The 23457-nt window shown below is 60.5% G+C and carries 28 protein-coding genes; 11 read left to right on the top strand and 17 right to left on the bottom strand.

Annotated elements, in window-relative coordinates:
* Window positions 1-49 precede the first annotated feature (49 nt).
* Window positions 50-619: an elongation factor P gene (locus AC07N4_RS26480; RefSeq protein ID WP_096821070.1), complete on the bottom strand. Its 570-nt coding sequence runs from the start codon at window positions 617-619 to the stop codon at window positions 50-52.
* Between the two features lie 48 nt (window positions 620-667).
* The gene (gene earP, locus AC07N4_RS26475; RefSeq protein ID WP_493066390.1) at window positions 668-1810 is read right to left on the bottom strand and encodes an elongation factor P maturation arginine rhamnosyltransferase EarP; all 1143 of its coding nucleotides are present in this window, start codon (window positions 1808-1810) and stop codon (window positions 668-670) included.
* Window positions 1811-1934: 124 nt separating this feature from the next.
* On the opposite strand from earP, the gene AC07N4_RS26470 reads away from it, so the two are divergent.
* Both AC07N4_RS26470 and AC07N4_RS26465 read left to right on the top strand, forming a co-directional pair.
* Complete coding sequence (locus tag AC07N4_RS26470; RefSeq protein ID WP_102620449.1) at window positions 1935-2342, top strand: hypothetical protein; 408 nt, start codon at window positions 1935-1937, stop codon at window positions 2340-2342.
* 2 nt (window positions 2343-2344) lie between these two features.
* Entirely contained in the window at window positions 2345-2827 is a 483-nt protein-coding gene (locus AC07N4_RS26465) for a GreA/GreB family elongation factor (protein WP_096821067.1), read from the top strand.
* Window positions 2828-2835: 8 nt separating this feature from the next.
* Here the strand turns inward: AC07N4_RS26465 and cysB are convergent, their stop codons facing one another.
* From cysB to AC07N4_RS26440, 5 genes are all read right to left on the bottom strand, one after another.
* Window positions 2836-3810 carry an HTH-type transcriptional regulator CysB gene (gene cysB, locus AC07N4_RS26460; protein ID WP_007955684.1) on the bottom strand — a complete coding sequence of 325 codons (975 nt, stop codon included), beginning with the start codon at window positions 3808-3810 and terminating at the stop codon, window positions 2836-2838.
* A 113-nt stretch (window positions 3811-3923) separates the two neighbouring features.
* Window positions 3924-4427, bottom strand: coding sequence for a universal stress protein (locus AC07N4_RS26455; RefSeq protein ID WP_085730577.1), 504 nt, complete (start codon window positions 4425-4427; stop codon window positions 3924-3926).
* A 98-nt stretch (window positions 4428-4525) separates the two neighbouring features.
* Entirely contained in the window at window positions 4526-5431 is a 906-nt protein-coding gene (locus AC07N4_RS26450) for a 5'-nucleotidase (protein ID WP_096821066.1), read from the bottom strand.
* Window positions 5432-5462: 31 nt separating this feature from the next.
* A complete protein-coding gene (locus tag AC07N4_RS26445) occupies window positions 5463-6416 on the bottom strand; it encodes a putative 2-dehydropantoate 2-reductase (RefSeq protein ID WP_493066389.1) in 954 nt (317 codons plus the stop codon).
* Entirely contained in the window at window positions 6416-6802 is a 387-nt protein-coding gene (locus AC07N4_RS26440; protein ID WP_493066388.1) for a thioredoxin family protein, read from the bottom strand. The genes AC07N4_RS26445 and AC07N4_RS26440 overlap by 1 nt, the downstream gene beginning before the upstream one ends.
* Here AC07N4_RS26440 and AC07N4_RS26435 point away from each other — a divergent pair.
* Together AC07N4_RS26435 and AC07N4_RS26430 are read left to right on the top strand one after the other, a co-directional pair.
* Window positions 6801-7229 carry a PilZ domain-containing protein gene (locus AC07N4_RS26435; protein WP_085730573.1) on the top strand — a complete coding sequence of 143 codons (429 nt, stop codon included), beginning with the start codon at window positions 6801-6803 and terminating at the stop codon, window positions 7227-7229. The genes AC07N4_RS26440 and AC07N4_RS26435 overlap by 2 nt on opposite strands.
* 145 nt (window positions 7230-7374) lie before the next feature.
* The gene (locus tag AC07N4_RS26430; protein WP_042560279.1) at window positions 7375-8451 is read left to right on the top strand and encodes a 3-deoxy-7-phosphoheptulonate synthase; all 1077 of its coding nucleotides are present in this window, start codon (window positions 7375-7377) and stop codon (window positions 8449-8451) included.
* Between the two features lie 70 nt (window positions 8452-8521).
* On the opposite strand, the gene AC07N4_RS26425 is transcribed toward AC07N4_RS26430, so the two are convergent.
* Window positions 8522-8803: a GNAT family N-acetyltransferase gene (locus AC07N4_RS26425; RefSeq protein ID WP_007955658.1), complete on the bottom strand. Its 282-nt coding sequence runs from the start codon at window positions 8801-8803 to the stop codon at window positions 8522-8524.
* Between the two features lie 637 nt (window positions 8804-9440).
* Here AC07N4_RS26425 and oprI point away from each other — a divergent pair.
* Window positions 9441-9692: an outer membrane lipoprotei OprI gene (gene oprI / locus AC07N4_RS26420; RefSeq protein WP_003183784.1), complete on the top strand. Its 252-nt coding sequence runs from the start codon at window positions 9441-9443 to the stop codon at window positions 9690-9692.
* A gap of 123 nt (window positions 9693-9815) precedes the next feature.
* Here oprI and AC07N4_RS26415 read toward each other — a convergent pair whose 3' ends face one another.
* The 3 genes from AC07N4_RS26415 to AC07N4_RS26405 form a co-directional block, all read right to left on the bottom strand.
* A complete protein-coding gene (locus tag AC07N4_RS26415) occupies window positions 9816-10787 on the bottom strand; it encodes a L,D-transpeptidase family protein (protein ID WP_096821063.1) in 972 nt (323 codons plus the stop codon).
* Between the two features lie 150 nt (window positions 10788-10937).
* Window positions 10938-11231 (bottom strand): hypothetical protein, encoded by a 294-nt coding sequence (locus AC07N4_RS26410; RefSeq protein WP_007955656.1) that lies wholly within the window; start codon window positions 11229-11231, stop codon window positions 10938-10940.
* A 57-nt stretch (window positions 11232-11288) separates the two neighbouring features.
* Entirely contained in the window at window positions 11289-11894 is a 606-nt protein-coding gene (locus AC07N4_RS26405) for an arylesterase (protein ID WP_096821062.1), read from the bottom strand.
* A 10-nt stretch (window positions 11895-11904) separates the two neighbouring features.
* Between AC07N4_RS26405 and AC07N4_RS26400 the strand changes: the two genes are divergently transcribed.
* From AC07N4_RS26400 to greB, 3 genes are read left to right on the top strand one after another with little or no spacing between them, the layout of a single operon-like run.
* Window positions 11905-12588, top strand: coding sequence for an ABC transporter ATP-binding protein (locus tag AC07N4_RS26400; RefSeq protein WP_085710774.1), 684 nt, complete (start codon window positions 11905-11907; stop codon window positions 12586-12588).
* Entirely contained in the window at window positions 12588-15092 is a 2505-nt protein-coding gene (locus AC07N4_RS26395; protein ID WP_493066387.1) for an ABC transporter permease, read from the top strand. The genes AC07N4_RS26400 and AC07N4_RS26395 overlap by 1 nt, the downstream gene beginning before the upstream one ends.
* A gap of 34 nt (window positions 15093-15126) precedes the next feature.
* Window positions 15127-15624, top strand: a complete 498-nt coding sequence (greB, locus tag AC07N4_RS26390; RefSeq protein WP_003226818.1) for a transcription elongation factor GreB — start codon at window positions 15127-15129, stop codon at window positions 15622-15624.
* A gap of 3 nt (window positions 15625-15627) precedes the next feature.
* On the opposite strand, the gene AC07N4_RS26385 is transcribed toward greB, so the two are convergent.
* The 3 genes from AC07N4_RS26385 to AC07N4_RS26375 all read right to left on the bottom strand — a co-directional run bounded on the left by AC07N4_RS26385 (window position 15628) and on the right by AC07N4_RS26375 (window position 18150).
* Complete coding sequence (locus AC07N4_RS26385) at window positions 15628-15936, bottom strand: hypothetical protein (protein ID WP_096821060.1); 309 nt, start codon at window positions 15934-15936, stop codon at window positions 15628-15630.
* A 250-nt stretch (window positions 15937-16186) separates the two neighbouring features.
* Complete coding sequence (locus AC07N4_RS26380) at window positions 16187-16621, bottom strand: DoxX family protein (protein ID WP_096821059.1); 435 nt, start codon at window positions 16619-16621, stop codon at window positions 16187-16189.
* A gap of 107 nt (window positions 16622-16728) precedes the next feature.
* The gene (locus tag AC07N4_RS26375) at window positions 16729-18150 is read right to left on the bottom strand and encodes an MltF family protein (protein WP_096821058.1); all 1422 of its coding nucleotides are present in this window, start codon (window positions 18148-18150) and stop codon (window positions 16729-16731) included.
* A 236-nt stretch (window positions 18151-18386) separates the two neighbouring features.
* On the opposite strand from AC07N4_RS26375, the gene AC07N4_RS26370 reads away from it, so the two are divergent.
* From AC07N4_RS26370 to AC07N4_RS26360, 3 genes are all read left to right on the top strand, one after another.
* Window positions 18387-19193 (top strand): TatD family hydrolase, encoded by an 807-nt coding sequence (locus tag AC07N4_RS26370; RefSeq protein WP_493066386.1) that lies wholly within the window; start codon window positions 18387-18389, stop codon window positions 19191-19193.
* Window positions 19194-19302: 109 nt separating this feature from the next.
* Window positions 19303-20781, top strand: coding sequence for a methyl-accepting chemotaxis protein (locus tag AC07N4_RS26365; protein WP_096821056.1), 1479 nt, complete (start codon window positions 19303-19305; stop codon window positions 20779-20781).
* 119 nt (window positions 20782-20900) lie between these two features.
* Window positions 20901-21266, top strand: coding sequence for an Mpo1-like protein (locus AC07N4_RS26360; RefSeq protein ID WP_119429646.1), 366 nt, complete (start codon window positions 20901-20903; stop codon window positions 21264-21266).
* A gap of 1 nt (window position 21267) precedes the next feature.
* On the opposite strand, the gene AC07N4_RS26355 is transcribed toward AC07N4_RS26360, so the two are convergent.
* The 3 genes from AC07N4_RS26355 to AC07N4_RS26345 all read right to left on the bottom strand — a co-directional run bounded on the left by AC07N4_RS26355 (window position 21268) and on the right by AC07N4_RS26345 (window position 23306).
* A complete protein-coding gene (locus tag AC07N4_RS26355) occupies window positions 21268-22062 on the bottom strand; it encodes an acyl-CoA thioesterase (RefSeq protein WP_192558646.1) in 795 nt (264 codons plus the stop codon).
* 120 nt (window positions 22063-22182) lie between these two features.
* Window positions 22183-22950: a CHAD domain-containing protein gene (locus tag AC07N4_RS26350; RefSeq protein WP_102620455.1), complete on the bottom strand. Its 768-nt coding sequence runs from the start codon at window positions 22948-22950 to the stop codon at window positions 22183-22185.
* 77 nt (window positions 22951-23027) lie between these two features.
* Window positions 23028-23306, bottom strand: coding sequence for a hypothetical protein (locus AC07N4_RS26345; RefSeq protein ID WP_096821053.1), 279 nt, complete (start codon window positions 23304-23306; stop codon window positions 23028-23030).
* Window positions 23307-23457 lie beyond the last annotated feature (151 nt).

The following is a 23457-nucleotide window of genomic DNA, read 5'->3' as shown; positions in this document are numbered from 1 at the left end:
AAAAGCCCGACTCAATGGTCGGGCTTTTTCTTTCCGCAAAAACCAGTGCTTATTTGGCACGGCCTTTGTAGGAACCGCCTTCGCGGGTATCGATCTCGATCTTGTCACCGATTTCGATGAAGTCGGCAACCTGCAACTCAGTACCGTTGCTCAGCTTGGCTGGCTTCATGACTTTGCCGGAAGTGTCGCCACGAGCCGAACCTTCGGTGTAGTCAACTACGCGCACGATGGTGGTCGGCAGTTCTACGGAAACCAGACGCTCTTCGAAGAACACGGCTTCGCAAACGTCGGTCATGCCTTCTTCAACGAAAGGCAGAACGCTTTCGATGTCTTCGGCGTTCAGCTCGTACATGGTGTAGTCGCTGGTGTCCATGAACGTGTAGGTGTCGCCGCTGATGAAGGACAGGGTCGCTTCTTTGCGGTCCAGGATCACGTCGTCCAGCTTGTCGTCCGCACCGTAAACGGTTTCGGTCTTGTAACCGGTCAGCAGGTTCTTCAGCTTGGTCTTCATGATCGCGCTGTTACGGCCCGATTTGGTGAATTCAGCTTTCTGAACCAGCCAAGGATCGTTGTCGATACGGATCACGGTACCGGGTTTGAGTTCTTTACCAGTTTTCATTGCGAATATCCGAATTTGGATGGGATTTACAAAAATCTAGGCCGCGTATCATATCCAATTTCGGTAAAACTGTACCAGCGCCGTCGCAAGATCGGCCTGCAAGGCCTGTTCCAGACACCATGCTTCGGCATTTTTTTGCAGTTCGGGCCAGTATTTACGGGCCTCAAGCCAGTGCTTGCCGATAGGCTGCCCGGCACTCCAGGCTCGCCAGAGACCGTTCATCGCCTCGGCAGCTTCCGTCGAAAGGCCTTTTCCATAGAGCGCGAGGAAGGCATCGAGCTTGTCCAGATGGATATCTTCGTCCTGCTGATAGATGTGCCACAGCATCGGCCGACCTGCCCACTGCGCCCGGATGAACGAGTCTTCGCCGCGCACCGCGTTGAAATCGCAGCACCACAGCAGTTGATCGTATTGATCCTGACGGACGAACGGCAGCACCTGCACGGTCAGCGATCGATCGACATGCACAGCGCCGACAGCCAGCGAGTCGACGCCGAGCCAACGTGCGACATCACCGAGAATCCGCCCTTCCGGCACCAGCAGATGAGTGGGCGTCGAATCGGCCGTGAGTACATCCAGCCAACTGGCGAGCCCGGCATTCTCGTAGGCGAACAGCGAAATCAGTTGCGCATCGGGCGCCGGAACCACACCCAACGCCTGCAGGAATTGTCGCTGCGCCTCGGGATCCTGCTGAAACCGCTGACGTCGCTCAAGCAATCCGCTTTCACGCAATAACCCGCCAGTGCCCGCCTGGAATCCCGGGAAGAAAAAGATCTTCTGCACGGACTTGTACTTCACCGAAGGCAGGCCGTGGCAGCCGGCCACCCAGTCTTCGGCGCTGAGATAGTCGAGGTTCATCCACAATGGCGGCTTTCCCCGCTCGGCCATGGCGTCCATGTAGGCACCCGGCAACTGGCAGGCGAACGCGGCGATCACTACATCGGCGGCGTCCGTTTCCGGCCATTCTGCCGGCCAGTGCCGGACTTCAACGCCCTGTTGCCATTGCGCGTCGAGATTGATGTCGAGTTCCGGGCAAATCCGTTCGAACGCGCGCAGATCATCGACCCACAGCCGCACTGCCAATGCATGCTCGGCCACCAGTTGCCGGGCCAGACGCCAGGTCACCCCGATGTCGCCGTAGTTGTCGACCACGGTGCAAAAGATGTCCCAGCGGGTTTTCGGTTGCGGCATTCAAGACTCCCGTTGGCAAAAGCGACGATTGTCCGCATAAATGTCTGCGTGCAGAAGAGCCGACGACGATTAATCTTCGTGCGACAATCGCCACTTGCCCGCAATCATCCGCCAGGAGGCAGCCATGCCCTACCGCCCAAACCCGCGTCGCCCCTTGCCTGTTCAGCTTAGCGCGCTGCAATTGACCGGCAGCATTGCCTTGGGCCTGTGGCTGGGTTTCCTGGCCATTGCGCTGACCTGCTGGCTCATTTCACGCTTTGTCTTCAATGAACAACTGGCGCCGGTTGCCCAGGCCGTACAACAACTGGCCAATCCACCGGCGGTACGAGCGGTGCCGGATATTCCTCCACAAAGCCCGTTGTTCGAGCAGTACGAAGAAAACCTGCGCAAGAACGAGCAGCAGAACCGCCTCGATCAGGCCCGCAGCAGCACGCGCAACCAGTCGAACCCGAAATGCCAGTTCTGGCTCCAGCAGGATCAGACGGCCCCAAGCGAAAAAAGCCGCGCCAACGTCCTGCAATTCTGCGATTGATCATGAACAAGCACGCCGTCCATCAACTGATTCTCGACAAACTGCGCGTCGACCTCGATATCGCCGAACGCGCCGCGCAAACCGCTTACGAAACCGCGACCCACGAAGAGAACATCGCCGAAAACAAGTACGACACTCTCGGACTTGAGGCGTCGTACCTGGCGGCCGGGCAAGCGAAACGGGTCGAGGAGATCCGCCAGTCACTGGCGGTCTGCCAGAACCTGACGCTTCGGGCCTATGACGATCAACGCGGAATTGAAATCGGCGCCCTGCTCGGTCTGGAAGACGAAAAGGGTCGCGAGCAATGGCTGTTTCTGGCACCGGATGCGGCGGGACTGAAAGTCGACGTGGTCGGTCAGCCGATTACCGTCATCACCCCGCGCTCGCCGCTGGGCAAAAGCCTGCTGGGCAAGTTCGAGGGCGATGAGGTGGAGATTCTGGTGGCGGGCACCCGGCAACAGTTTGCTGTCACCGAGGTGCTGTAGACAGGGGCTTAGTGAACCGGCAGTTCAACGCCTTCGAACAGCTCTTCGAGTTCCTGCTTGTTGTGGCACTGAATGGCCTTGGCCATGACTTCGCGGGTCAGGTGTGGCGCAAATTTCTCGATGAAATCGCACATGAAACCACGCAGGAAAGTGCCGCGACGGAAACCGATCTTGGTCACGCTGGACTCGAACAGTTCGCTGGCATCGAGTACCACCAGGTCGTTGTCGAGTTTGGTATCGACGGCCATTTTCGCCACGATGCCGACACCCAGCCCCAGGCGCACGTAGGTTTTGATCACGTCGGCGTCGGCGGCGGTGAACACCACTTTCGGCGTCAGGCCACGATGGCTGAAAGCCTCGTCGAGTTTCGAACGGCCGGTGAAGCCGAACACGTAAGTCACGATCGGGTATTCGGCCAGCGCTTCGAGGGTCAGCTTCGGCAGCTTGGTCAGCGGGTGGCCTTGCGGTACAACCACGCAGCGGTTCCAGCGGTAGCACGGCATCATCACCAGATCGCCGAACAGCTCCAACGCTTCGGTGGCGATGGCGAAATCGACGGTGCCGTCAGCGGCCATTTCGGCGATCTGCATCGGCGAACCCTGGTGCATGTGCAGCGCCACGTCCGGGTATTGCTTGATGAAATTGCTGATCACCGGCGGCAGTGCATAACGTGCCTGGGTGTGAGTGGTGGCGATCGACAGGGTGCCTTTTTTCTCGTTGGAGAATTCCTGGGCGATCTGCTTGATGCTCTCGACCTTGCGCAGAATCTCACCGGCGGTGGTGATGATGCGCTCGCCGGCCGGAGTGACACGGGTCAGGTGCTTGCCACTGCGGGCGAACACTTCGACGCCCAGTTCGTCTTCCAGCAGACGGATTTGCTTACTGATGCCCGGTTGCGAGGTGTAGAGACTTTGGGCTGTAGCGGAAACGTTGAGGTCGTGGTGCGCCACTTCCCAGATGTAGCGCAATTGTTGAAGCTTCATATGAATCCCTCAAAGCAGGTAGACGCCACGGGCATCAGCGACGGTATATAACTATATTAATGGTTTGAAGAATAAATCTAGAACTTTTTTATCAAAACGCCATTATTCCCGCCTCAGCGATCCTCCCGACGCCGACGCTCCACCAGCGGCACCATGTAAACCGGCACCTTGGACAATTGCAGCAAGCGAGTCGCCGTGCGCCCCAACGGTGTTTCCGCCCCAACCCCGTGGCTGTGACTTCCTACGATCAGCAAATCGACGGAGAGTTTCTGTACCTGGTCGAGAATCACCTGCGACGGATCACCCTGCAGCACCCGCACCGCACGAATCCGCAGCAGATCCTGCTCGCCTTCGTCCCCCAGTTCCTCGCGAAAACTGTCCAGCACCCGCTGCTCGATATTGGCGATGACGGTTTTCAGACCCTGACTGTGAAATTCGTTCAACGCCTGCTCGTCGAGATAGCTCTGCAACACCGATTCGGCAAACAGCCCCATGGGTTCCACCGCGTGCACCACATACAAGTCGGCATTGAATATTCGAGCCATCGCCAAGGCATGCTGCATCACTAACGGTGCGTACAGACCGAGGTCAGTGGCATACAGCATCGAACGAATCATATGACCTCCTCGCTAGCCAACATGGCGGAGATTTGATTCAGCTTAGCAGTGCCTTGGCGAGTACGACGTGCGACGCAACGTCTTGAACCACGTGGGCTTTAGACCGCCGGTTCGTTGCTGATGCCGTGCGGGACATGGCCGGTGGCAACCACCTCCCGGGCCAGCTCGCAGTGACCGGCCTGATCGTCGAAAAACACGTCGGCGGCAAAGGCTTCGAGGAACGCCGATTTGGTCAGGCCGCCGAGGAACAGCGACTCGTCCAGACGGATGTCCCACTCGCGCAAAGTGCGGATCACCCGCTCGTGAGCCGGCGCCGAACGCGCGGTGACCAGCGCGGTGCGGATCGGACAGGCGTCGTCCGGGAACTCGCGCTGCAACAGATTGAGCGCCGCGAGGAAGCCTTTGAACGGCCCGCCACGCAACGGCTCACGAGCGGATTCACGCTCCTTGGCCTGGAAGGCTTCGAGGCCGCCGGATTGATAGACCCGCTCCGATTCGTCGGAAAACAGCACCGCATCGCCGTCAAAGGCGATGCGCAATTCATCGCTGGCCGCACGGCTGGCGCCGCCGGAAAGAATGGTCGCCGCCGCAAAGCCGTTATCCAGCGCCGAGCGCACGTCTTCAGCATGGGTAGAAAGAAACAGGTCGCAACCGAACGCTTTGAGATAAGGATAAGGACTGCGCCCGCCGACAAATGCCGCGCGGGAAATCGCCAAGCCGTAATGATCGATCGAGTTGAACACCCGCAGGCCGGTGTCGGCACTGTTGCGCGACACCAGAATCACCTCGACCCGGGCACGGCCGAGGCGACTGTTGAGGTTGAGCAGTTTTTCCACCAGCGGAAAGGCATCGCCCGGCGCGAGGATTTCGTCTTCGTGCTCGATCTGATATTGCCGATAGGCTTCGACGCCGCTCGACAGATACACCTTGTGACTCTCGCTCAGGTCGAACAGGGCACGGGACGAAATCGCCAGCACCAGTTTGTCATCGATGTTCTTGGCCATGCCTTCCCCCAAATCCCCTCAAGAAACCGACTCAGGTGTTACGCCGGTCGATGAAACGCAAATTGCGGTACAACGCTTCGATGCGCGGCAGCTCGCAACCTGCCGCTTTTGCCGCTGCCAAGGGTCGAGCGTAGATGGCGTCCAGTTCCAGCGGTCGTTTGTGCAGAAAATCGTGGTACATGCTCGGCCAATAGTCGGGCATTTTCTCGGTCATCATGAACAGATATTCGGCGTAACCGGGCGGCATGTCATGACCACAGGCTTTGGCGCCCTGCACCACTTCGGCCATCAACGCCTGAATCAGAATGCGGCTGTCGGCATCGGCCATCAGCGGTGTGGTGCTCGCACCGAGCAGCACCGAAAGACCATTGTAGGGAATGTTCCAGACCAGTTTCTGCCAGCGCGCCTGATGCAGGTTCGGCATGGCCTGGGAGTCGATGCCCGCAGTGCGGAACAGACCAACGCCCTCCTCGACGATCGCCATGCGCGCCGCATCATCGGCTGCCGGACCGCTGTGATAACCCACGTTCACCGCCCCCAGCGCCTGATGAGTGATGTGGCCCGGGCCTTCCCGGTGAACGCAGATCAGGCACAAGCCGCCCAGCAAGTGGAGTGAATCGGGTAGCAATGCGCGAAGACTGTCCTCGACGTCCAGGCCGTTCTGCAGCACCAGCACTTTCGCGTCGGGTTTGGCCGCTTGAATGATCGACGGCGCCAGCCCGGCATTGCTGGTGGTCTTGGCGCCGACCAGCAACCAGTCACAGGGCGGCATGTCTTCAGCCGAGGAATAGGCCTGCACCGGATTCAGCGTCAGCGTGCCGTGAACCGCACTGTCCACCTGCAAACCACGTTCGGCGACGGCGGAAAACTCGCTGCGCAGTAAAAAGTGCACATCGAACCCGGCCCGGGCCAGCATCAAGCCGTAAAACCCTCCAATTGCGCCGGTACCGATAATCCCCACGACCGGTCTGTTCACTGCTCCCATCACGGCAACTCCTCTGCAATTCGACCCAGCGCCTGGGCCACGGCTGCGTTCAGCTCCGTGACGTTCAAGCGCGTGTGTACTGCCCCAAAGAACTCGCCGTCGCGCACCACGAACAGCGCCGGCAAATGAAAGACCTGATAACGCTCGACCAGCCCGCCGTTGTTGCCAGCGTCGATCCAGCACACGCGATCGACCGCCAGATCGAGCCCTGGCAACACTTCGCGGGCATAGCGGCAGCTGGCGCAGCCGACACTGGTGAAAATCACCAGCGAAATGCCGTTCATCGCCAGCAGCCGTTGGTCGGCGTCGAAATCGGTCAGTTCCGATTCGAACACTATACTGGGGGAAACAATGTCAAATGGCCGACACAGGGAGTCTGTGCTCATGGGACGGTTTATTCCTCATCCGGATGATGTGCCCGTCGAATTAACGTTGCTCAAACCTGAGTGCATTTCGCGGCAACAGCTGCACACTATCAGCCTCGGCGGCATCGCTTGCAATTACCACCGCGCCTGGCGTCATGGCACCGCGCTGCAAGTGCGCATGCCCACACTTAATGCCGACTTCGCCTATCCGGGCTATGTAGCCTGGTGCCTGCGCCGTAAAAAAGGTTATCTGGTGGGCATTGCGTTCACCGATGAACAGACGCTGTTCAGTGCGCGAATGGGTGAGCAGGTGTGTCAGATCGAGCGTTATTGCCGAATCAACGATGCCCACGATGACCTGCAGGATATCCAGGCGCGAGCGCTGCAATGGGTCGAGCAGCACGCCGAAGAGTTCTCCCACGACAGCGTTCGCAAGGCTTTTGCGTAACCAGAGCTGGACTGAACAGTTACTTGCCCATTGTCTAGCAGGCGTCTAACGCGATAAGGTTCGGCTCCCCGACGCGCTTAAATCTGCTGTGCTCCGCCGCGCGGGGATCGCTGGCGGCCGGCACCCGTGACCTGACGAGTAAACGATGGCTGATTTACCGATCAACGACCTAAACGTCGCCTCCAACGAGACACTGATCACTCCCGATCAGCTCAAGCGTGATATCCCTCTGAGCGACGCTGCCCTGCGCACCGTCACCAAGGGTCGCGAAGTCATCCGCAACATTCTCGATGGCACCGACCACCGTCTGTTCGTGGTCATCGGGCCTTGCTCGATCCACGACATCAAGGCTGCCCACGAGTACGCAGAGCGCCTGAAGGTGCTGGCGGCGGAAGTGTCGGACACCTTGTATCTGGTCATGCGCGTGTACTTCGAAAAACCGCGTACCACCGTCGGCTGGAAAGGCCTGATCAACGACCCGTACCTGGACGACTCGTTCAAGATCCAGGACGGTCTGCACATCGGTCGCCAGTTGCTGCTGGACCTGGCCGAGAAAGGCCTGCCGACCGCCACCGAAGCCCTCGACCCGATCTCCCCGCAATACCTGCAGGATCTGATCAGTTGGTCGGCCATCGGCGCTCGCACCACCGAATCCCAGACCCACCGTGAGATGGCTTCCGGCCTGTCCTCGGCGGTCGGTTTCAAGAACGGCACCGACGGCGGCCTGACCGTGGCGATCAACGCCTTGCAGTCAGTCTCCAGCCCGCACCGTTTCCTGGGTATCAACCAGGAAGGTGGCGTGTCGATCGTCACCACCAAGGGCAACGCCTACGGTCACGTGGTATTGCGCGGCGGCAACGGCAAGCCGAACTACGACTCGGTCAGCGTTGCCCTGTGCGAACAGGCGCTGAACAAGGCGAAGATCAAGCCGAACATCATGGTCGATTGCAGCCACGCCAACTCCAACAAGGATCCGGCCCTGCAACCGCTGGTGATGGAGAACGTCGCCAACCAGATCCTCGAAGGCAACCAGTCGATCATCGGCCTGATGGTCGAGAGCCACCTGAACTGGGGTTGCCAGGCGATTCCGAAAGACCTCGCCGACCTGCAATACGGCGTCTCGATCACCGATGCCTGCATCGACTGGTCGGCCACCGAAAACACCTTGCGCAGCATGCACGCCAAGCTCAAGGATGTGCTGCCGAAACGTCAGCGCAGCTGATAGCCGTTTCGCAGGCATAAAAAAACGCCGGGCATTGCCCGGCGTTTTTGTGTGTGCGGTGTGAGGTCAGTCAGATCTTGGCGGTGCGCCGCTGATGACGCTCCATGTAGCGCTCCACGTAGGAGCACGACGGAATCACCGTGTAGCCCATTTCATCGGCGTACTGCAGCGCCCGTTCGGTCAGGGCTGCCGCGATACCTCGGCCACGCAATGCGTTGGGCACGAAGGTGCGGTAGATATCCAGGGTCTGTTTCCCCAGATCCATATAGGTCAGGTAGGCACGATGACCGTCCACATTGGTCTCGAACTGATGACCAGCCTGGTCATGGTGGATGGACAACGCCTCGCTCATCACTACTCCTCGCGGGTCTCGAATTCTGACCCCTACCTTACCGATGTTTTCCCGGCGAAGGAACATCTACGCCACCCCGTGCCTGATGGACACCGAGAAGAACTGCACCGATCTCGCGCAACCCGAGCACGTATCAAATAGTAGGCACCAATGGCGAAAATGCTCAAGGCGCACTCGTCATCGTGCTGATTGACGGGGCAGCTCCGGTGGACTCAGGGCCGGTTCGGGAGACGCTCGTCCCGAGCCGAAAGGCTGAACATCGCCGGATGTTGAGACTTAAGACGTGCCTGGTTTTTTAAAGTCACCTGAACATGGACAAAGATAGGTGAGACGCTGCACAAAAACGCAACAAAAGTGTGGACGAATCCATATAGACAGACTCTAGCCACTACCCGCAAAACAGCACCGGACCACGGGAACTTTTTCTCATTAACTCGCTCATCTCGGGCCTTGCAGCTGAATATTTTTTATACAACCCAGTTAAAAGTTGCTCGAAAAAGAATCAACGCCTACAATTTTTTTTGCTTCTTGCCTTACGTCAGTTTACTTACTACAAGTAATGGGTAGTATGTACGCCGGCTATTTCCTCAATCGGAGGAGACAGCCACTTAATTGAAAGTCCTTGAAGGGGAACACGATGAACAACGTTCTGAAATTCTCTGCTCTGGCTCTGGCCGCAGTTCTGGCTACCGGTTGCAGCAGCGCATCGAAAGAAACCGAAGCACGTCTGACCGCTACTGAAGACGCAGCTGCTCGCTCCCAGGCTCGTGCAGACGAAGCTTACCGTAAAGCTGATGAAGCTCTGGCTGCTGCTCAAAAAGCACAACAGACTGCTGACGAAGCTAACGAGCGTGCTCTGCGCATGCTGGAAAAAGCTAGCCGCAAGTAATAGTCCTTCGGGATTGTTATCAAGCCGACCCGTTTTTCGGGTCGGCTTTTTTTTGCCTGAAATTTTCTTCATGCAATAAAAAACCCGCCGACGCGCAAGCATCGGCGGGTTCTTTTTATCGGCTTACTGCTGCAAGTCGATCGGTGCGCTGGAGACGATCGGCGCCGAGGTGTTCGGCGTGCCGATTTCGGTTGGCAGGCCATCTTCGGCCGCGACTACATCACGGACGACATCCCAGTTCATGCGCAGGTTGTTGGTGATGTCTTCACGCTTGAGCATCGCGTTGATCACGGCGGTGTGCTTGTCGACCACCGACGGGTTGCCCTTGTCGTCGATCGGCGTGTGCGCTTCCAGGTAGACCTTGCCGCCACTGCGACCGAACTTGTACGCATCGTTGAGGATTCGCACCGACGTGCCCACCGGCACCATGCCGGCCATTTCCAGCACGTTATTGTTGAACATGCGGAAGCAGCCGTGACTGGTACGCATGCCGATGCCGAACTTCTTGTTCGAACCGTGGATCAGGTAGCCCGGTGTGCCCAGAGTGAACTTGAACGGACCCAGCGGGTTGTCCGGACCAGCCGGCACCACGTTTGGCAGCGGATCGCCATCGGCAGCGTGCTCGGCCTTGATCGAGGCTGGCGGTGTCCAGGTCGGATTCGGCGTCTTGGCAGTGATCGTGGTGTGGGCAATCGGCGAGCCCCAGCCTTCGCGACCGATACCCAGCGGGAAGGTGTACACCACGTTCCGGCCTTTCGGGTAGTAGTAGAGGCGGTACTCGGCCAGGTTGATCACGATGCCTTCACGTGGACCCGGCGGCAGGATGAAACGGGTCGGCAGGACCACTTCGGTGCCCGCCCCCGGCAACCAGGCATCGACGCCCGGGTTGGCCGCGACCATTTCCGAATAGCCCAGATCGTAGGTGGTGCCCAGATCGGCAAAGGTGTCTTCGTACTTGGCCTTGATCACCTGCACCTGGCCGATGATGTCCTCACCAGGTGGTGGCAGGGGAAACTCCAATGCGGCAACGGGGCCGGCCACACACAGGGCGGCAAGAGACAGGCAGCGGGTGACGGCAGGGAAACGCGGCAACATCCGGAGAATCCTTCGCAAGATCGACAAGGGTATAAGAACGCGATTGTACACCGCGCCCAGGGAATTCGGGGAGATGCGCCGATGGGCAGGCAGAACTCTTCATAATTGAAGCCACCGCCAGGTCGGGCTGCGTTCGGAAGATGCTTGCGCTTAAAGCTCGAAACGCAGCTCAGGCCAGATCGGCGAGGTTCCACGCTTCTGCGATTCGAGAATCGCCCGGCACAGCGAGCACAGGCGCTGATCCTGAAACACCCGGCGATCCACGCTCGACCAGCGCGGTTGCGCCGGCAGCAGACTGCCGCACAGGGTTCGGTCAGCCGAGCCACCGAGCTCCAGTTGACGGGTCACCAGATGCACCCGCACTTCCTGGCAGGCGAACAGATCCAGCTGTTCGTCAGGCTCGATCAGTTGGTAGGCAAACAGGGACCAGGCAGAACGCGGCATCGGGGGCTCCATTTAGGGGGGCGCCACATTAGCCGAAAGCCTGCCGCTAGAAAAGCCTCATAGCAGCGGTTTTAGCGTAGGCCAGACATTTTCCAGCAACTTGCCCTGGGCCCCGACCGCCGGGTGCAGACCATCGGCCTGCATCAAGTCGGGATGTCCACCGATCCCGTCGAGGAAAAACGGCACCAGCGGGATCTTTTTCTCCTCGGCCAGTTGGCCGTACACCTGCGCGAACGCATCGGTGTAGCGCTTGCCGTAATTGGGCGGCAATTGCATGCCGAGCAACAGCACCCTGGCACCGCTTTGACGGGAGCTGTCGATCATCGCCGCAAGGTTTTGTTGCAATTGCGTCGGCGGCATTCCGCGCAGGCCATCGTTGCCGCCCAACTCGAGGATCACCAGCTCCGGCTTATGCTCTGCAAGCAGCGCCGGCAGGCGCGCCTGGCCTCCGGCACTGGTGTCGCCGCTGATGGAGGCATTGACCACTTTATCGTCAAAACCTTCGGCCTTGAGCCGCTGCTCGAGCAGCGACACCCACCCCAACCGGGTATCCAGTCCGAAACCGGCGCTGATACTATCGCCAACGATCAGGACTGTACCCGCCGCTGCGTTCTGGGCCATGCACATCAAGGCCAGGCCAGCACTCAAAAACCACACACGCATCGGATTCTCCATGGGCGCAAGCATTCTCACCGCGAAGAACCTTAGCAAAGTGGTTCCCAGCGCGGAAGGTGAACTGACCATCCTGCACGAACTCAGCCTGGAACTGAACAAGGGCGACAGCCTGGCCATCGTCGGCGCGTCCGGCTCCGGTAAATCCACCCTGCTCGGCCTGCTCGCCGGCCTCGACCTGCCAAGCAGCGGCGAAGTCGTTCTCGCCGGCCAGTCCCTGAGCAACCTCGACGAAGACCAGCGCGCACGCATTCGTGCCGAACACGTGGGTTTCGTCTTTCAGTCGTTCCAGTTGCTCGACAGTCTCAACGCCCTGGAAAACGTCATGCTGCCGCTGGAGCTCGACGGCCGCAAAGACGCCCGCGGCCGCGCCACCGAATTGCTGCAGCGGGTCGGCCTCGGTCAGCGCCTGACGCACTCGCCGCGCCAGCTCTCCGGTGGCGAACAGCAGCGTGTCGCCATTGCCCGAGCCTTCGCTGCCGAACCGGATGTGCTGTTCGCCGACGAACCCACCGGCAACCTCGACAGCCACACCGGCGAGCGCATCAGCGACTTGCTGTTCGAACTGAACAAGGAACGCGGCACCACCCTGGTGCTGGTGACCCACGATGAACGCCTGGCCCATCGCTGCCGGCGTCTGATTCGACTTGAAGCCGGCCTGCTGGTCGCCCCCCTGGAGCCTTGATGGCACGTCTGCCGCTGTTGCGTCTGTTCAGTCTTGCCCTGCGCCAACTTATGCGCGACGCCCGCGCCGGGGAGTTGCGGGTGCTGTTCTTTGCCTTGCTGGTAGCGGTTGCCGCCAGTACCGCCATCGGCTACTTCGGCGCTCGTCTGAATGGCGCCATGACCTTGCGCGCCACCGAGTTTCTTGGCGCGGACCTGGTGCTCGAAGGCAGCTCTCCCGCCCGAACGGAACAGATCAAGAGCGGCACCGAGCTGCGCCTCGACCATGCGCAGATCGTTGAATTCTCCAGCGTCATCGCCACCGATAACGGCATTCAGTTGTCGAGCATCAAGGCCGTCGACCGCGCCTATCCGCTGCGTGGCGAATTGAAAAGTGCCCCGGCACCGTTTGCCGCCGAAACGTCGGGCGGCGAACCACAGCCGGGAGAAGCCTGGGTCGAATCGCGCCTGCTCACGGCGCTGGACCTTAAGATTGGCGACAGCATCGACGTCGGCATGAAGACCTTGAAGCTCACAAGGGTGCTGACCTACGAGCCGGATCGCGCCGGCAACTTCTACAGCCTGACGCCACGGGTGCTGATCAACCTCGACGACCTCGCCGCAACCGGCGTGGTCCAGCCTGGCAGCCGGGTGAGCTACCGCGAATTGTGGCGCGGCGAACCCAACGCGCTGGAAACCTATCGCCAACTGATCAAACCGGGCCTTGCCGCTAACCAGCGGATTCAGGATGCCCGCGACGGCAACCGGCAGATCGGCGGTGCCCTGGGCAAGGCCGAGCGTTATCTGAACATGGCCAGCCTGGTCGCCGTGCTGTTGGCCGGTGTGGCCGTGGCGTTGTCGGCGAATCGCTTCGCCAGCCGTCGCTTCGATGCCAGTGCCCTGCTGCGTTGCCTGGGTCTGTCTCGCCGGGAAACCATGGTGCTGTTCAGCCTGCAACTGGCGGTGCTCGGCCTGTTCGCCAGCCTCAGCGGTGCCCTGCTTGGCTGGCTTGCTCAGTTGGGATTGTTTGCGCTGCTGCATGATCTGCTGCCGACCGACGTACCGCCGGGTGGCTTGCTGCCGGCGCTGGCGGGGATCGGCACCGGGCTCGTTGCGCTGGCCGGTTTTGCCTTGCCGCCGCTGGCCGCATTGGGCCGCGTTCCACCGCTGCGGGTTTTGCGCCGGGACATGCTGCCGATTCCGTCGAGCACCTGGATGGTCTACGGTGCAGCGCTCGGTGCGCTCGGGTTGATCATGTGGCGCCTGAGCCTGGATCTGTTGCTGACCTTTGCCTTGCTTGGCGGTGGCGTGGTCGCCGCACTGGTGCTGGGTGGTTTGCTGTTGCTGCTGCTCAACAGCCTGCGTCGTCTGCTGGCTCGTGCACCGCTACCGTGGCGTCTCGGCTTGGGCCAGTTACTGCGTCACCCGCTGGCGGCGGCCGGACAGTCCCTGGCATTTGGTCTGATCCTGTTGTCCATGGCGCTGATCGCTTTGCTGCGCGGTGAGTTGCTCGACACCTGGCAAAACCAGCTACCGAAAAATGCCCCCAACTATTTCGCCCTGAACATCCTGCCGGCGGACAAGCAGGCCTTCACCGATCACCTGATCAATGTCTCGGCCCAGGCTGCGCCGTTGTATCCGGTGGTGCCGGGACGACTGATCAGCATCAACGGCGAAGCGGTGCAGCAGATCGTCAGCAAGGACTCGGCCGGTGACCGGGCGATCCAGCGCGACCTGAGCCTGACCTGGGCCGCTGACCTGCCAGCAGGCAACAAGCTCACCGCCGGTGAGTGGTGGAAAGATCAGCCACAGGACGATGTGCCCGGCGTGTCGGTGGAAGGCAAAGTCGCCGAAAGCCTCAAGCTCAAACTCGGCGACCACCTGGTGTTCAGCGTTGGCGGAGTGAATCGCGAAGCGAAGGTCACCAGCCTGCGGGAGATCAACTGGGACAACTTCCAGCCGAACTTCTTCATGATCTTCCAGCCCGGCACTTTGAAAGATCTGCCGGCGACCTACTTGACCAGCTTCTATCTGGCGCCCGGTCACGACCAGCAGATTGTCGAGTTGTCACGAGCATTCCCGGCGGTGACCATCCTGCAAGTCGAAGCCTTGCTCGAACAGCTGCGCAGCATCCTCGCTCAGGTCACCCTGGCGGTAGAGTACGTGTTGTTGTTTGTATTGGCGGCCGGGATGGCGGTGCTGTTTTCCGGGTTGCAGGCAACCCTCGATGAACGCATTCGCCAGGGCGCATTGTTGCGTGCGCTGGGGGCGGAACGGCAGTTGCTGGTCAAGGCACGGCGGATCGAGTTCGGCCTGCTCGGTGCGGTCAGCGGCTTGCTGGCGGCCATCGGTTCGGAAGTGGTGAGTCTGGTGTTGTATCGCTTCGCGTTCGACCTGCCCTGGCACCCGCATCCATGGTTGCTGGTGCTGCCGTTGATCGGTGCGGCCCTGATCGGTGGCGCCGGTGTGTTCGGCACCCGTCGGGCACTGAATGCGAGCCCGCTGACAGTGTTGCGCGAGGGTTGATAGACTCCAGCCCTCAATACCACAAGAAGTTGCCATGAGCCGTTATCGCCCTCCCCGCACCGCCGGCACCGCGCTGATCACCCCCGAAGGTGAAGCGCGGATGCGCGCCGAATTCCATGAGCTGTGGCATGTGCGCCGCCCGCAGGTGACGCAGTCGGTCAGCGAAGCGGCGGCTCAGGGCGATCGTTCGGAGAATGCCGAGTACACCTACGGCAAGAAGATGCTGCGCGAGATCGACAGCCGCGTGCGCTTTCTCACCAAACGCCTTGAAGCCCTGAAGGTCGTCAGTGAAAAACCGAGCGACCCGAACAAGGTCTACTTCGGCGCCTGGGTGACCATCGAAGACGAAGACGGCAAACAGTCGCGCTACCGTATCGTCGGCCCGGATGAGCTGGATCTGAAACTGGGCCTGATCAGCATCGACTCACCACTGGCCCGCGCCCTGATCGGCAAGGCGCTGGACGCCGAAGTTCGGGTACAGACGCCAACCGGCGAGCAATTCGTTTACATCGTGGCGATCGACTATCCCTGACGCTCAGCGTCGGGCAATCAGCCCCTGGCGGGCAACGCGGGTCAGTTGACGGATCATTTCCGGGGCGTCTTCAGCGTTGGGCGACTGGATCACCGCCAGGTCGAAACTGTCATCGGCAAAACGCGCGAGCGACTCGCCATCTTCGACAAACTGGATCAGGAAGGCGGCAGGACCGCCGCTGCGACGTGGCCAGCCATCGAGATAACGCAACAGCGTCGGCTGGTGTTTGCCGCCAAGCAGGATTTTTGGATTGCGCTGGGTGATATGTGCCGTGATCGGCGCGGGACGTGCTGGAGGGCGAAGTGCATTCATCGTGTCGTGTCTCTGCCTCAAAAGTCTGCATGGCAGGTGAGAGGCAACACCGAACCAGCGCTTTAGCGGTATTTCGAAGCCCTGTTCCGGCTTCTGACGGCAACTGAAGAATAGTCACCTGGCGCCCCGCAAGTAGCTGTTTAAATCGGCGCATGAGCGGCATCCTAGAGAACGTGACCAGCCAGTGTCAAGAATCAGCCACAACAAAAAAGGCCCGCACAATGCGGGCCTTTTGCTTGAACCAGAGCGATCAACCGGCGATGGCGCGATCCACCGAGAGCTTGCCGGCGCCTTCGATCAGCACCGCGAGGCTGCCACCGAGCAGGGCCAGGGCGAACTCGTAACCGTTGTTGGCCATGAACAGACCGTTGTGGATGTGCACCGAGAAAATCGCGACCAGCGACAGGAAGGTCAGCCCCAGTGCCGCCGGGCGAACCAGCAGACCGATGATCAATGCCAGACCGGCGAAGAACTCAGTACCGCCCGCCAGAGTCGCCATCAGGTAACCCGGGGTCAGACCGATGCTTTCCATGTATTGCGCAGTGCCGGCCAGACCGTAGCCACCAAACAGGCCGAAGAGTTTCTGCGAACCGTGGGCGGCGAAGATCACGCCGACGGCAATGCGCAGAATGGTCAGACCGTAGCCAGCGCGGGTGAACAGGACCTTGTTGATCAGAGAGCTCATGTTTCGATTCCTTGTTGTGAGAAGTGCTTGTTGGTTGGCCGCCATATTAATCAGTTAAATTTATGTTAAAAGCGCAAATATTCCGCCATAACAATCAATTTATTAGATCATTTGCGTGAGACAACTTTCTGTCCCCGGGGCTCCAACGACTCCCGCTCCCGGTCGAACGCCAAGTAATACTTGTTCACGCTATTAACATAGCTGACGGCGCCCATGCCCACCTGCTCCATCGCGATGCGCTCGACCTGAAAGAACCATTGGTTCGGGTTCAGCCCACGGCGCCGGGCCTCGGCGCGCATGCCCTGCACACGCTCCGGGCCGATGTTGTAGGCGGCGAGGGTGAACGCCATGCGCTCGCGCTCGTTGAGCTTGGGGCTGTTGAAGAACTTGCGACGGATCATCGCCAGGTACTTGGCCCCGGCCTGCACATTCGCATCGAGATTCTGGATGTTGTTGACGCCGACCCGTTGCGCCGCGGACGGGGTGATCTGCATCAGCCCGGTAGGGCCTCCGCCGCCGCGTGCACTGGGTTGCAGTGCCGACTCCTTGAACGCCAGCGCTGCCAGGTTCAGCCAGTCCATGTTCTGCGCTTCGGCATGTTTTTGCAGGGTCGGACGCAGTTTTTCCAGGCGCTGGCGGTCAGCCTTGGCCAATGGATAGTGCACTTGATAGAGGCGGCGGTAGATCCGCAGAAACGCTGCATCTTCGTTCGACGGCGTCTTGTAGCCGGTCAGGAAGCGGTCGATGCTCGCTCGCAGCATCGCGGCATCGCGCCGCACGAACCAGTACTCCTCGCCCGGCTCGCTGATCATCAACTGCCGGTCGAAGCGCAGTTTGGGCAGAATTTTCCCCCAGCGCTCGGCAATCGGTTGCTCGACGATGGTCAGGTGGAAGATCCCGCCCTGGACCATTTCCAGCACGTCCTCGACGGCCAACGTAGGATCGACCCATTCGATCTTGATCGGCGCCAGTTTGTGCAGCGCCAGTTTCTGGTTGAGCTGGCTGACCGCCTCCCCCGCCGCACTGCCGGTGGGCAGCGCCAGGGTTTTGCCGGCGAGTTGCTCGACCTTGGTGTAGCGCTTCTCACCCTTGATGCCGACCAGCACCAGCGGCACGTTGCTGGCGATCGGCTCGCTGCTGGCGACCGCGTGACCCGGTTGCAGATCGAGCAGCTCGCCCGGCGCTACCAGATCGCCTTCACCACGCTGCAACGCGCCGAGCAATTGATCCTTGGCTTTGGGAATGATCTTGAGGGTGATTTCCTGGCCGTCGCGGGCGTGGCCATTGAGGTACTGCTCGAAGGCGCGCAAACGGTGATATTCGACGCCGATGGTCTGGCCCTGAACTTCGCCGGAGCTGTTGCGGCTCTGGTTGACCAGCACCCGCAGCACGCGGCTGTTGCGGATTTCGGTCAGGTCGCGGACCTTGGTGGCCGGCACGGCTTGCAGCGGCCCGGGCAGGCGCGCGACCGCCGTCATCGGCAGCAGCAACGAACCACACAGCAGTAACAAAACCGAGGGACGAACCATCCACTCTCCGGAAAGAATACGGGGTGTTTTCACCGCTGAGCGGTCGCAAAACACCGACGAAAACAGAGCGCCTGAAGCGCTGATAAAGTGCGAGAGACTGGCACAGTGATGGCAACTCTGTCACCCCATCCTGTCTCGCGGCCTCAACAGACAGCCATAAGCCGTTGTAGTTCTTGGCTTTTCTTTTAAATCTACCGCTCTGATATGCTTTCCGGCCTTCGGCCCGAGGTAGCACCATGCAACTCATCGATATCGGCGTCAACCTGACCAACCCCAGTTTCGCCGACAAACACCAGGCCGTGCTCGACCGCGCCTACGCTGCCGGGGTCTGCCAACTGGTGCTCACCGGCACCAGCGTCGAGGGCAGCGAACAGGCGCTGGAACTGTGCCAGCAACTGGATCCGGACGGGCAGCGACTGTTCGCCACCGCCGGTATTCACCCGCATTCGGCCAGTGACTGGAACGCCGACAGCGCACGGCGTCTGCGCAGTCTGCTGAAGGAATCGAACGTGGTGGCGGTGGGTGAATGCGGGCTGGATTTCAACCGTGATTTCTCGCCGCGCCCGCAGCAGGAAAAAGTCCTCGAAGAACATCTGGCCCTGGCCGTGGAACTGCAATTGCCGGTGTTCCTGCATGAGCGCGATGCCAACCTGCGCCTGCTGGAAATCCTCCGTGATTTTCGTGATCAGTTGCCTGCCGCCGTGGTGCATTGCTTCACCGGCGAGCAGAAAGCACTGTTCAGTTACCTCGACCTCGACCTGCACATCGGTATCACCGGCTGGATCTGTGACGAGCGTCGCGGCACCCATTTGCACCCGTTGGTGAAAGAGATCAAGCGGGGTCGGTTGATGCTGGAAAGCGATGCGCCTTACCTGTTGCCGCGCACACTACGGCCAAAACCGAAGAACGGACGAAACGAGCCGGCGTATCTGACCGAAGTGTTGCGTGAAGTGGCGCTGCATCGAGGTGAAAGCGAGGAAGACCTCGCGACCCACACCACCGCCTGCGCCCGGGCGTTCTACGGTTTGCCCTCCCTGCCCTAAATCCATGCGAACGCATCACTTGTTGATGCACATCAAGATCCGGACACCTGCGTAGCGGCACAATAATGGCACCTTGCCAAAACTGTTTCCGCTATCAGAGAAGACCTCCATGGGTGCCTGGCTTAGCAATATCTCGCTGAAATACAAATTCTGGGCGGTCAATGCGGTCGCCTTCGTCACCACCCTGTTGTTGGTCTTGTACGCGGTACAGCTCGAACAGCAGGCCCGCAGCCATGCCGCTCAGGCCTCGGCGCAGGCGCAAGCGCAATTGCTCAAGGCCTGGCCCGCAGGTCAGGCACTGCCCAAGAGCGATCAGGTGCTGACCTTCAAACGCGGTGAAGCGCCGCGCCTCAACGATCAACCGCTTTTGGAAATCACCGACAGCAACGGCTGGGTCGACATCAGCCACTTGCCGCTGTTCGGCGAAAACCCGTTGCTCGGCGCCGAGGTGTTCAGCCGTGCCGACGGCCAGGTTGCAGTCATTGCTTTCGCGCCAAGCCTGAGCCAGGTATTCAGTGAGCGTTTCGCCAACTATGCGGTGGCAGTGTTCATTTTGATGTTGGCGATGCTCGGCGCTTCACAGTTGCTGATCCGCTTCCTGCTCAGCCAGCTCAACACGCTCAAAGACGTGATGCTGCACGTGGAAAAAACCGGCGATCTTTCGGCCCGGGTGCCGTTGGCCTGCAAGGACGAAGTCGGCCAGATGGCCAATGCCTTCAACGCGATGCAGGCCGGCTATCAGCGGGTGGTCACCACCGTGGCCAACACCGCGCGGCAACTGGACGTCGGTGCTGCGCGGCTGGCATCGAGCATGAACGAAGTGCGCCACGGCATGCTCGGCCAGCAGAGCGAAACCGATCAGGCTGCCACAGCGATCAACGAAATGACCGCCACCGTCTACCACATCGCCCAGCACGCCGGCGCCACCCGCGACCTGTCGCAGACCGCCGACGGTCTGGCTGGCAGCGGTCAACAAGTGGTGACCCGCGTTCAGCATTCGATTGCCGGCCTGTCCAGCGGCGTGCAGCAGACCGCCGAAATGATTCAGCGCTTGGCCGAGGACAGCCAGAAGATCAACGGCGTGGTCAGCGTGATCCACAGCATCGCCGAACAGACCAATCTGCTGGCGCTCAACGCCGCCATCGAAGCGGCCCGCGCCGGGGAAATGGGCCGCGGGTTTGCAGTGGTCGCCGATGAGGTGCGCAACCTCGCCAAGCGCGTGCAGACCTCCACCGATGAAATCACCACCATGGTGTCGGCGCTGCAGGCCGGCACTCGCGATGCGGTGGACTTCATGCAGGAGAGTTCCTACAAGGCGGACGACTGCGTGCAGCAAGCGCAAGAGGCAGGAGAAGCGCTGGCGGAGATCACCGGGGCGGTGGCGCAGATGCGCGAGAGCAACACGCAGATTGCGGTAGCGGCAGAACAGCAGAGTCAGGTAGCCGAAGAGATGAACCGCGCCGTAGTGAGCATTCGTGATGTGACCGAGAACACGGTGCAGCAGACCGTGGATTCGGCGACCACCAGTAACGAGCTGGCGACGCTGGCCGGGGAATTGAACAAGGCGATCGGTCAGTTGAAGCTCTAGGGACAACATCAAGAATGGCCATTGTCCCTATCACTGCAATAGCCAACCTTGATTCGCCGCCCTGCCCGCCCGGGCCTATTCTTCAACCATGAATCGAACATGGATTGAGGAGCAACAACATGGGCAAACGTCACCCCAACCTTCCCGCGTGGCAATGGCGCGCATACCCGGCCAATCATCAGCACCCGACCAATCTGGTGTTGCACCTGATCGCCGTGCCGCTGTTTATCGTTGCGTTTCTGTTGATCGTCTCGGGCGTGTTCAGCCTGAGTCTGGCGAGCGTGGCGATTGGCGTGATCGGGATCGTCGCGGCGCTGGGTCTGCAGCGCCACGGCCACAGCCTGGAGGCGCAAGCCTCCGAGCCGTTCAGTGATCGCAAGGACGCGGTATCGCGCCTGCTGGTCGAACAGTTTCTGACCTTCCCACGGTTCTTACTCAGCGGTGGCTGGTATCGCGCCTGGCGCGAACGCCACCGCCGTCATTGAGTCAGGCGAAGATCGTCACCGTTTGCCGGCTCATGGCGATCAGCTCACCCTGGGCGCTCCACAGCTTGGCAGCAACGTGGCCATAGCCGTCGGCGGCATACTCGATGTCCGCCAGATATTGGCACCAGTCCAGCGTGCTCAAGTCGTGTAATGGCTGAACGAATTCGATGGTCCAGGTCAGCGTGCTGCCCGGTGCCGGTTTTTTCAGGTACGGCAACAGCGCGGGCGGCCAGGCATCGACCAGCGCCAGCAGATGCGCTTCGTTGACCGGTTCTTCCTTCACATCCCCACGCAAGCGCACCCAACCGCCCATCAGCCGCGACTGATTACCAGTGAACGGCATACCGCCGACACTCCAGCGCATCGCCAGATGGCGCATGAACTCCGGGGTCACACCTTTGATGTACGGCAACTCCTGGCAGTCGTCCCAATGCTTCATCTCGGGCGCCGGATAGGCTTCAACCGCCACTTCCGAGGGGCGCGAAGCACCGAAGCTGCCTTGCACCATCGTCACCACCTGGCCGTTCTGCACGGCGCGTCCCAGCACTTGAATGACCGCTTTGCCTTCGCGCAGCACCTCGACCTCGAAGCTCACCGGCACCTCGGGCTCGACCGGGCCGACAAAACTGATGGCCAGCGAACGCACCGGCCGATCGGTGGGTACCTTGGTGCGCATCACTTCAAATTGCAGCGCGGCAACCAATCCGCCAAAACTGGCCCGGCCCTGGCCCCACTCGGCCGGAATGGTGACCTCCGGTTGACGACGGACAGCATCGATCAGATCGCAAAAGCGCATGGGAACCTCGGACACGAAAAAGGGAATGACCGGATCTTAACCAGCGCGGCAGAGCGGCGCAGCGTCCATTCCGGTCAAAGAGACTGACAGATAAGACAGCGCGCCGAGCTGAAGAGGGTTTCAGGACTTGAAGCAGGCGGCGCTGAGCTTTTCCAGCACCCGGTCAGCCTTGCTTTCGGCCTTGATCATGGTTGCCTGCCAAGTGGCGACGCAGGGTTGCAGATCCGCCTCCTGTTCGGCCTTCGCCAGCCATTGCCAGCAATCGTGCCAGTCACCCAGCGCGCCCTGTGCGGACTTCAGACGCTCCAACGCGGGTTTCGGCAGGCGATCGAGTTCGGGATAGGCTTCGATGCCGTAACGCACACGCTTGATCAGCAGGCGCAGGCGATGACGGTCGTGGGCCGGATCGTGCAGCGCCACGTCGAGGTTCTTCCATTGTTTGCCCAGGCGTTTTTCGATGCGTTTGTCCAGATCATTGAGCAATCCCTGACGCTGGGACGCCCGCAGGAAACGCGGAAACGCGTCGAGGATCATCAGCAGCGAAGCCACTTCCGCACTCGCCGCCAATGCCGGATAAGCCTCGGCCATCTGCGCCATGCGCCGCTGCGCGGCCTCAGGTTGACCATGTTCGAGCAGGTACGCCGCCAGCACCTCGCGGTCGCGCCATGGCGTGGTCAGTTGCCCGACGCCGGCCGCTGCGACTTCCAGTTGCTCGACACCGGGCAAACCGCGCAACGGCCGCAAAAGGCTGCGCAAGCGGCGCACGGTGGTTCGCAGATCATGCAGCGCCTCTGGGTCGGTCCGAGCGGTCAAACGTGCCTGACAGGCCAGCAGCCTGACTTCCAGGCTCAGGACATGAGCCACCAACCGATCAACCAACGCAGACATTACTTGCTCCTGAATTCAATGACGCTGCATGAGTGTGCACCTGCGCAAGGCACCCGCACTTGCGCTACGTCAGCAGCTTAGCGCCCGGCGCGGGATTCGCGAATGTAGAAACGCGCCTTCTCGGCTTTTCTGCTGCAACCCTCGAATCCCTCGAATTGCTGCTGAGTCTTGGCCGCTGTCAGCAACGACAGGGCTTTGGAGTAGCTGACCGTGCCGGCGAAACCTTCGGCCTTGGCCAGATCCAGTTCATGCCACGCCGCGTCGAGCTGGCTGCCGCAGCTGTCGCGGTAGGCGGTCTTGCCAGCGCAACCGGCCAATGCCAGGGCAATCAAGGGCACACAGATCCAGGCTTTCATCACTTACACCTCAAAGATAGGTCAACAGTCGTGCAGTTAAGACGGTTCGGCGGCGAAAAAGTGCCTTGTGCCCTGTGGATCCACCGCACTGCGAAAGATAACGCCAGCGGGTCATGAAGTATCGAAATAACGACGCCACTGCCACCCCGAG

The organism is Pseudomonas sp. GW821-FHT09E04 (genome assembly GCF_059416185.1).
This window is presented reverse-complemented; position numbering and strand designations above follow the sequence as displayed.

Excerpts from the sequence above, each read along its gene's own strand:
- AC07N4_RS26450 (WP_096821066.1), bottom strand. The coding sequence starts at position 5,431 with ATGGCCAAGAACATCGATGACAAACTGGTGCTGGCGATTTCGTCCCGT.
- cysB (WP_007955684.1), bottom strand. The coding sequence starts at position 3,810 with ATGAAGCTTCAACAATTGCGCTACATCTGGGAAGTGGCGCACCACGAC.
- AC07N4_RS26355 (WP_192558646.1), bottom strand. The coding sequence starts at position 22,062 with ATGCGCTTTTGCGATCTGATCGATGCTGTCCGTCGTCAACCGGAGGTC.
- AC07N4_RS26470 (WP_102620449.1), top strand. The coding sequence starts at position 1,935 with ATGCCCTACCGCCCAAACCCGCGTCGCCCCTTGCCTGTTCAGCTTAGC.
- AC07N4_RS26375 (WP_096821058.1), bottom strand. The coding sequence starts at position 18,150 with ATGGTTCGTCCCTCGGTTTTGTTACTGCTGTGTGGTTCGTTGCTGCTG.
- AC07N4_RS26480 (WP_096821070.1), bottom strand. The coding sequence starts at position 619 with ATGAAAACTGGTAAAGAACTCAAACCCGGTACCGTGATCCGTATCGAC.
- greB (WP_003226818.1), top strand. The coding sequence starts at position 15,127 with ATGAGCCGTTATCGCCCTCCCCGCACCGCCGGCACCGCGCTGATCACC.
- AC07N4_RS26415 (WP_096821063.1), bottom strand. The coding sequence starts at position 10,787 with ATGTTGCCGCGTTTCCCTGCCGTCACCCGCTGCCTGTCTCTTGCCGCC.
- AC07N4_RS26395 (WP_493066387.1), top strand. The coding sequence starts at position 12,588 with ATGGCACGTCTGCCGCTGTTGCGTCTGTTCAGTCTTGCCCTGCGCCAA.
- AC07N4_RS26410 (WP_007955656.1), bottom strand. The coding sequence starts at position 11,231 with ATGCCGCGTTCTGCCTGGTCCCTGTTTGCCTACCAACTGATCGAGCCT.
- AC07N4_RS26435 (WP_085730573.1), top strand. The coding sequence starts at position 6,801 with ATGGGACGGTTTATTCCTCATCCGGATGATGTGCCCGTCGAATTAACG.
- AC07N4_RS26345 (WP_096821053.1), bottom strand. The coding sequence starts at position 23,306 with ATGAAAGCCTGGATCTGTGTGCCCTTGATTGCCCTGGCATTGGCCGGT.
- AC07N4_RS26385 (WP_096821060.1), bottom strand. The coding sequence starts at position 15,936 with ATGAATGCACTTCGCCCTCCAGCACGTCCCGCGCCGATCACGGCACAT.
- AC07N4_RS26400 (WP_085710774.1), top strand. The coding sequence starts at position 11,905 with ATGGGCGCAAGCATTCTCACCGCGAAGAACCTTAGCAAAGTGGTTCCC.
- AC07N4_RS26425 (WP_007955658.1), bottom strand. The coding sequence starts at position 8,803 with ATGAGCGAGGCGTTGTCCATCCACCATGACCAGGCTGGTCATCAGTTC.
- AC07N4_RS26445 (WP_493066389.1), bottom strand. The coding sequence starts at position 6,416 with ATGGGAGCAGTGAACAGACCGGTCGTGGGGATTATCGGTACCGGCGCA.
- AC07N4_RS26370 (WP_493066386.1), top strand. The coding sequence starts at position 18,387 with ATGCAACTCATCGATATCGGCGTCAACCTGACCAACCCCAGTTTCGCC.
- AC07N4_RS26380 (WP_096821059.1), bottom strand. The coding sequence starts at position 16,621 with ATGAGCTCTCTGATCAACAAGGTCCTGTTCACCCGCGCTGGCTACGGT.
- earP (WP_493066390.1), bottom strand. The coding sequence starts at position 1,810 with ATGCCGCAACCGAAAACCCGCTGGGACATCTTTTGCACCGTGGTCGAC.
- oprI (WP_003183784.1), top strand. The coding sequence starts at position 9,441 with ATGAACAACGTTCTGAAATTCTCTGCTCTGGCTCTGGCCGCAGTTCTG.
- AC07N4_RS26405 (WP_096821062.1), bottom strand. The coding sequence starts at position 11,894 with ATGCGTGTGTGGTTTTTGAGTGCTGGCCTGGCCTTGATGTGCATGGCC.
- AC07N4_RS26455 (WP_085730577.1), bottom strand. The coding sequence starts at position 4,427 with ATGATTCGTTCGATGCTGTATGCCACTGACCTCGGTCTGTACGCACCG.
- AC07N4_RS26440 (WP_493066388.1), bottom strand. The coding sequence starts at position 6,802 with ATGAGCACAGACTCCCTGTGTCGGCCATTTGACATTGTTTCCCCCAGT.
- AC07N4_RS26365 (WP_096821056.1), top strand. The coding sequence starts at position 19,303 with ATGGGTGCCTGGCTTAGCAATATCTCGCTGAAATACAAATTCTGGGCG.
- AC07N4_RS26465 (WP_096821067.1), top strand. The coding sequence starts at position 2,345 with ATGAACAAGCACGCCGTCCATCAACTGATTCTCGACAAACTGCGCGTC.
- AC07N4_RS26430 (WP_042560279.1), top strand. The coding sequence starts at position 7,375 with ATGGCTGATTTACCGATCAACGACCTAAACGTCGCCTCCAACGAGACA.
- AC07N4_RS26350 (WP_102620455.1), bottom strand. The coding sequence starts at position 22,950 with ATGTCTGCGTTGGTTGATCGGTTGGTGGCTCATGTCCTGAGCCTGGAA.
- AC07N4_RS26360 (WP_119429646.1), top strand. The coding sequence starts at position 20,901 with ATGGGCAAACGTCACCCCAACCTTCCCGCGTGGCAATGGCGCGCATAC.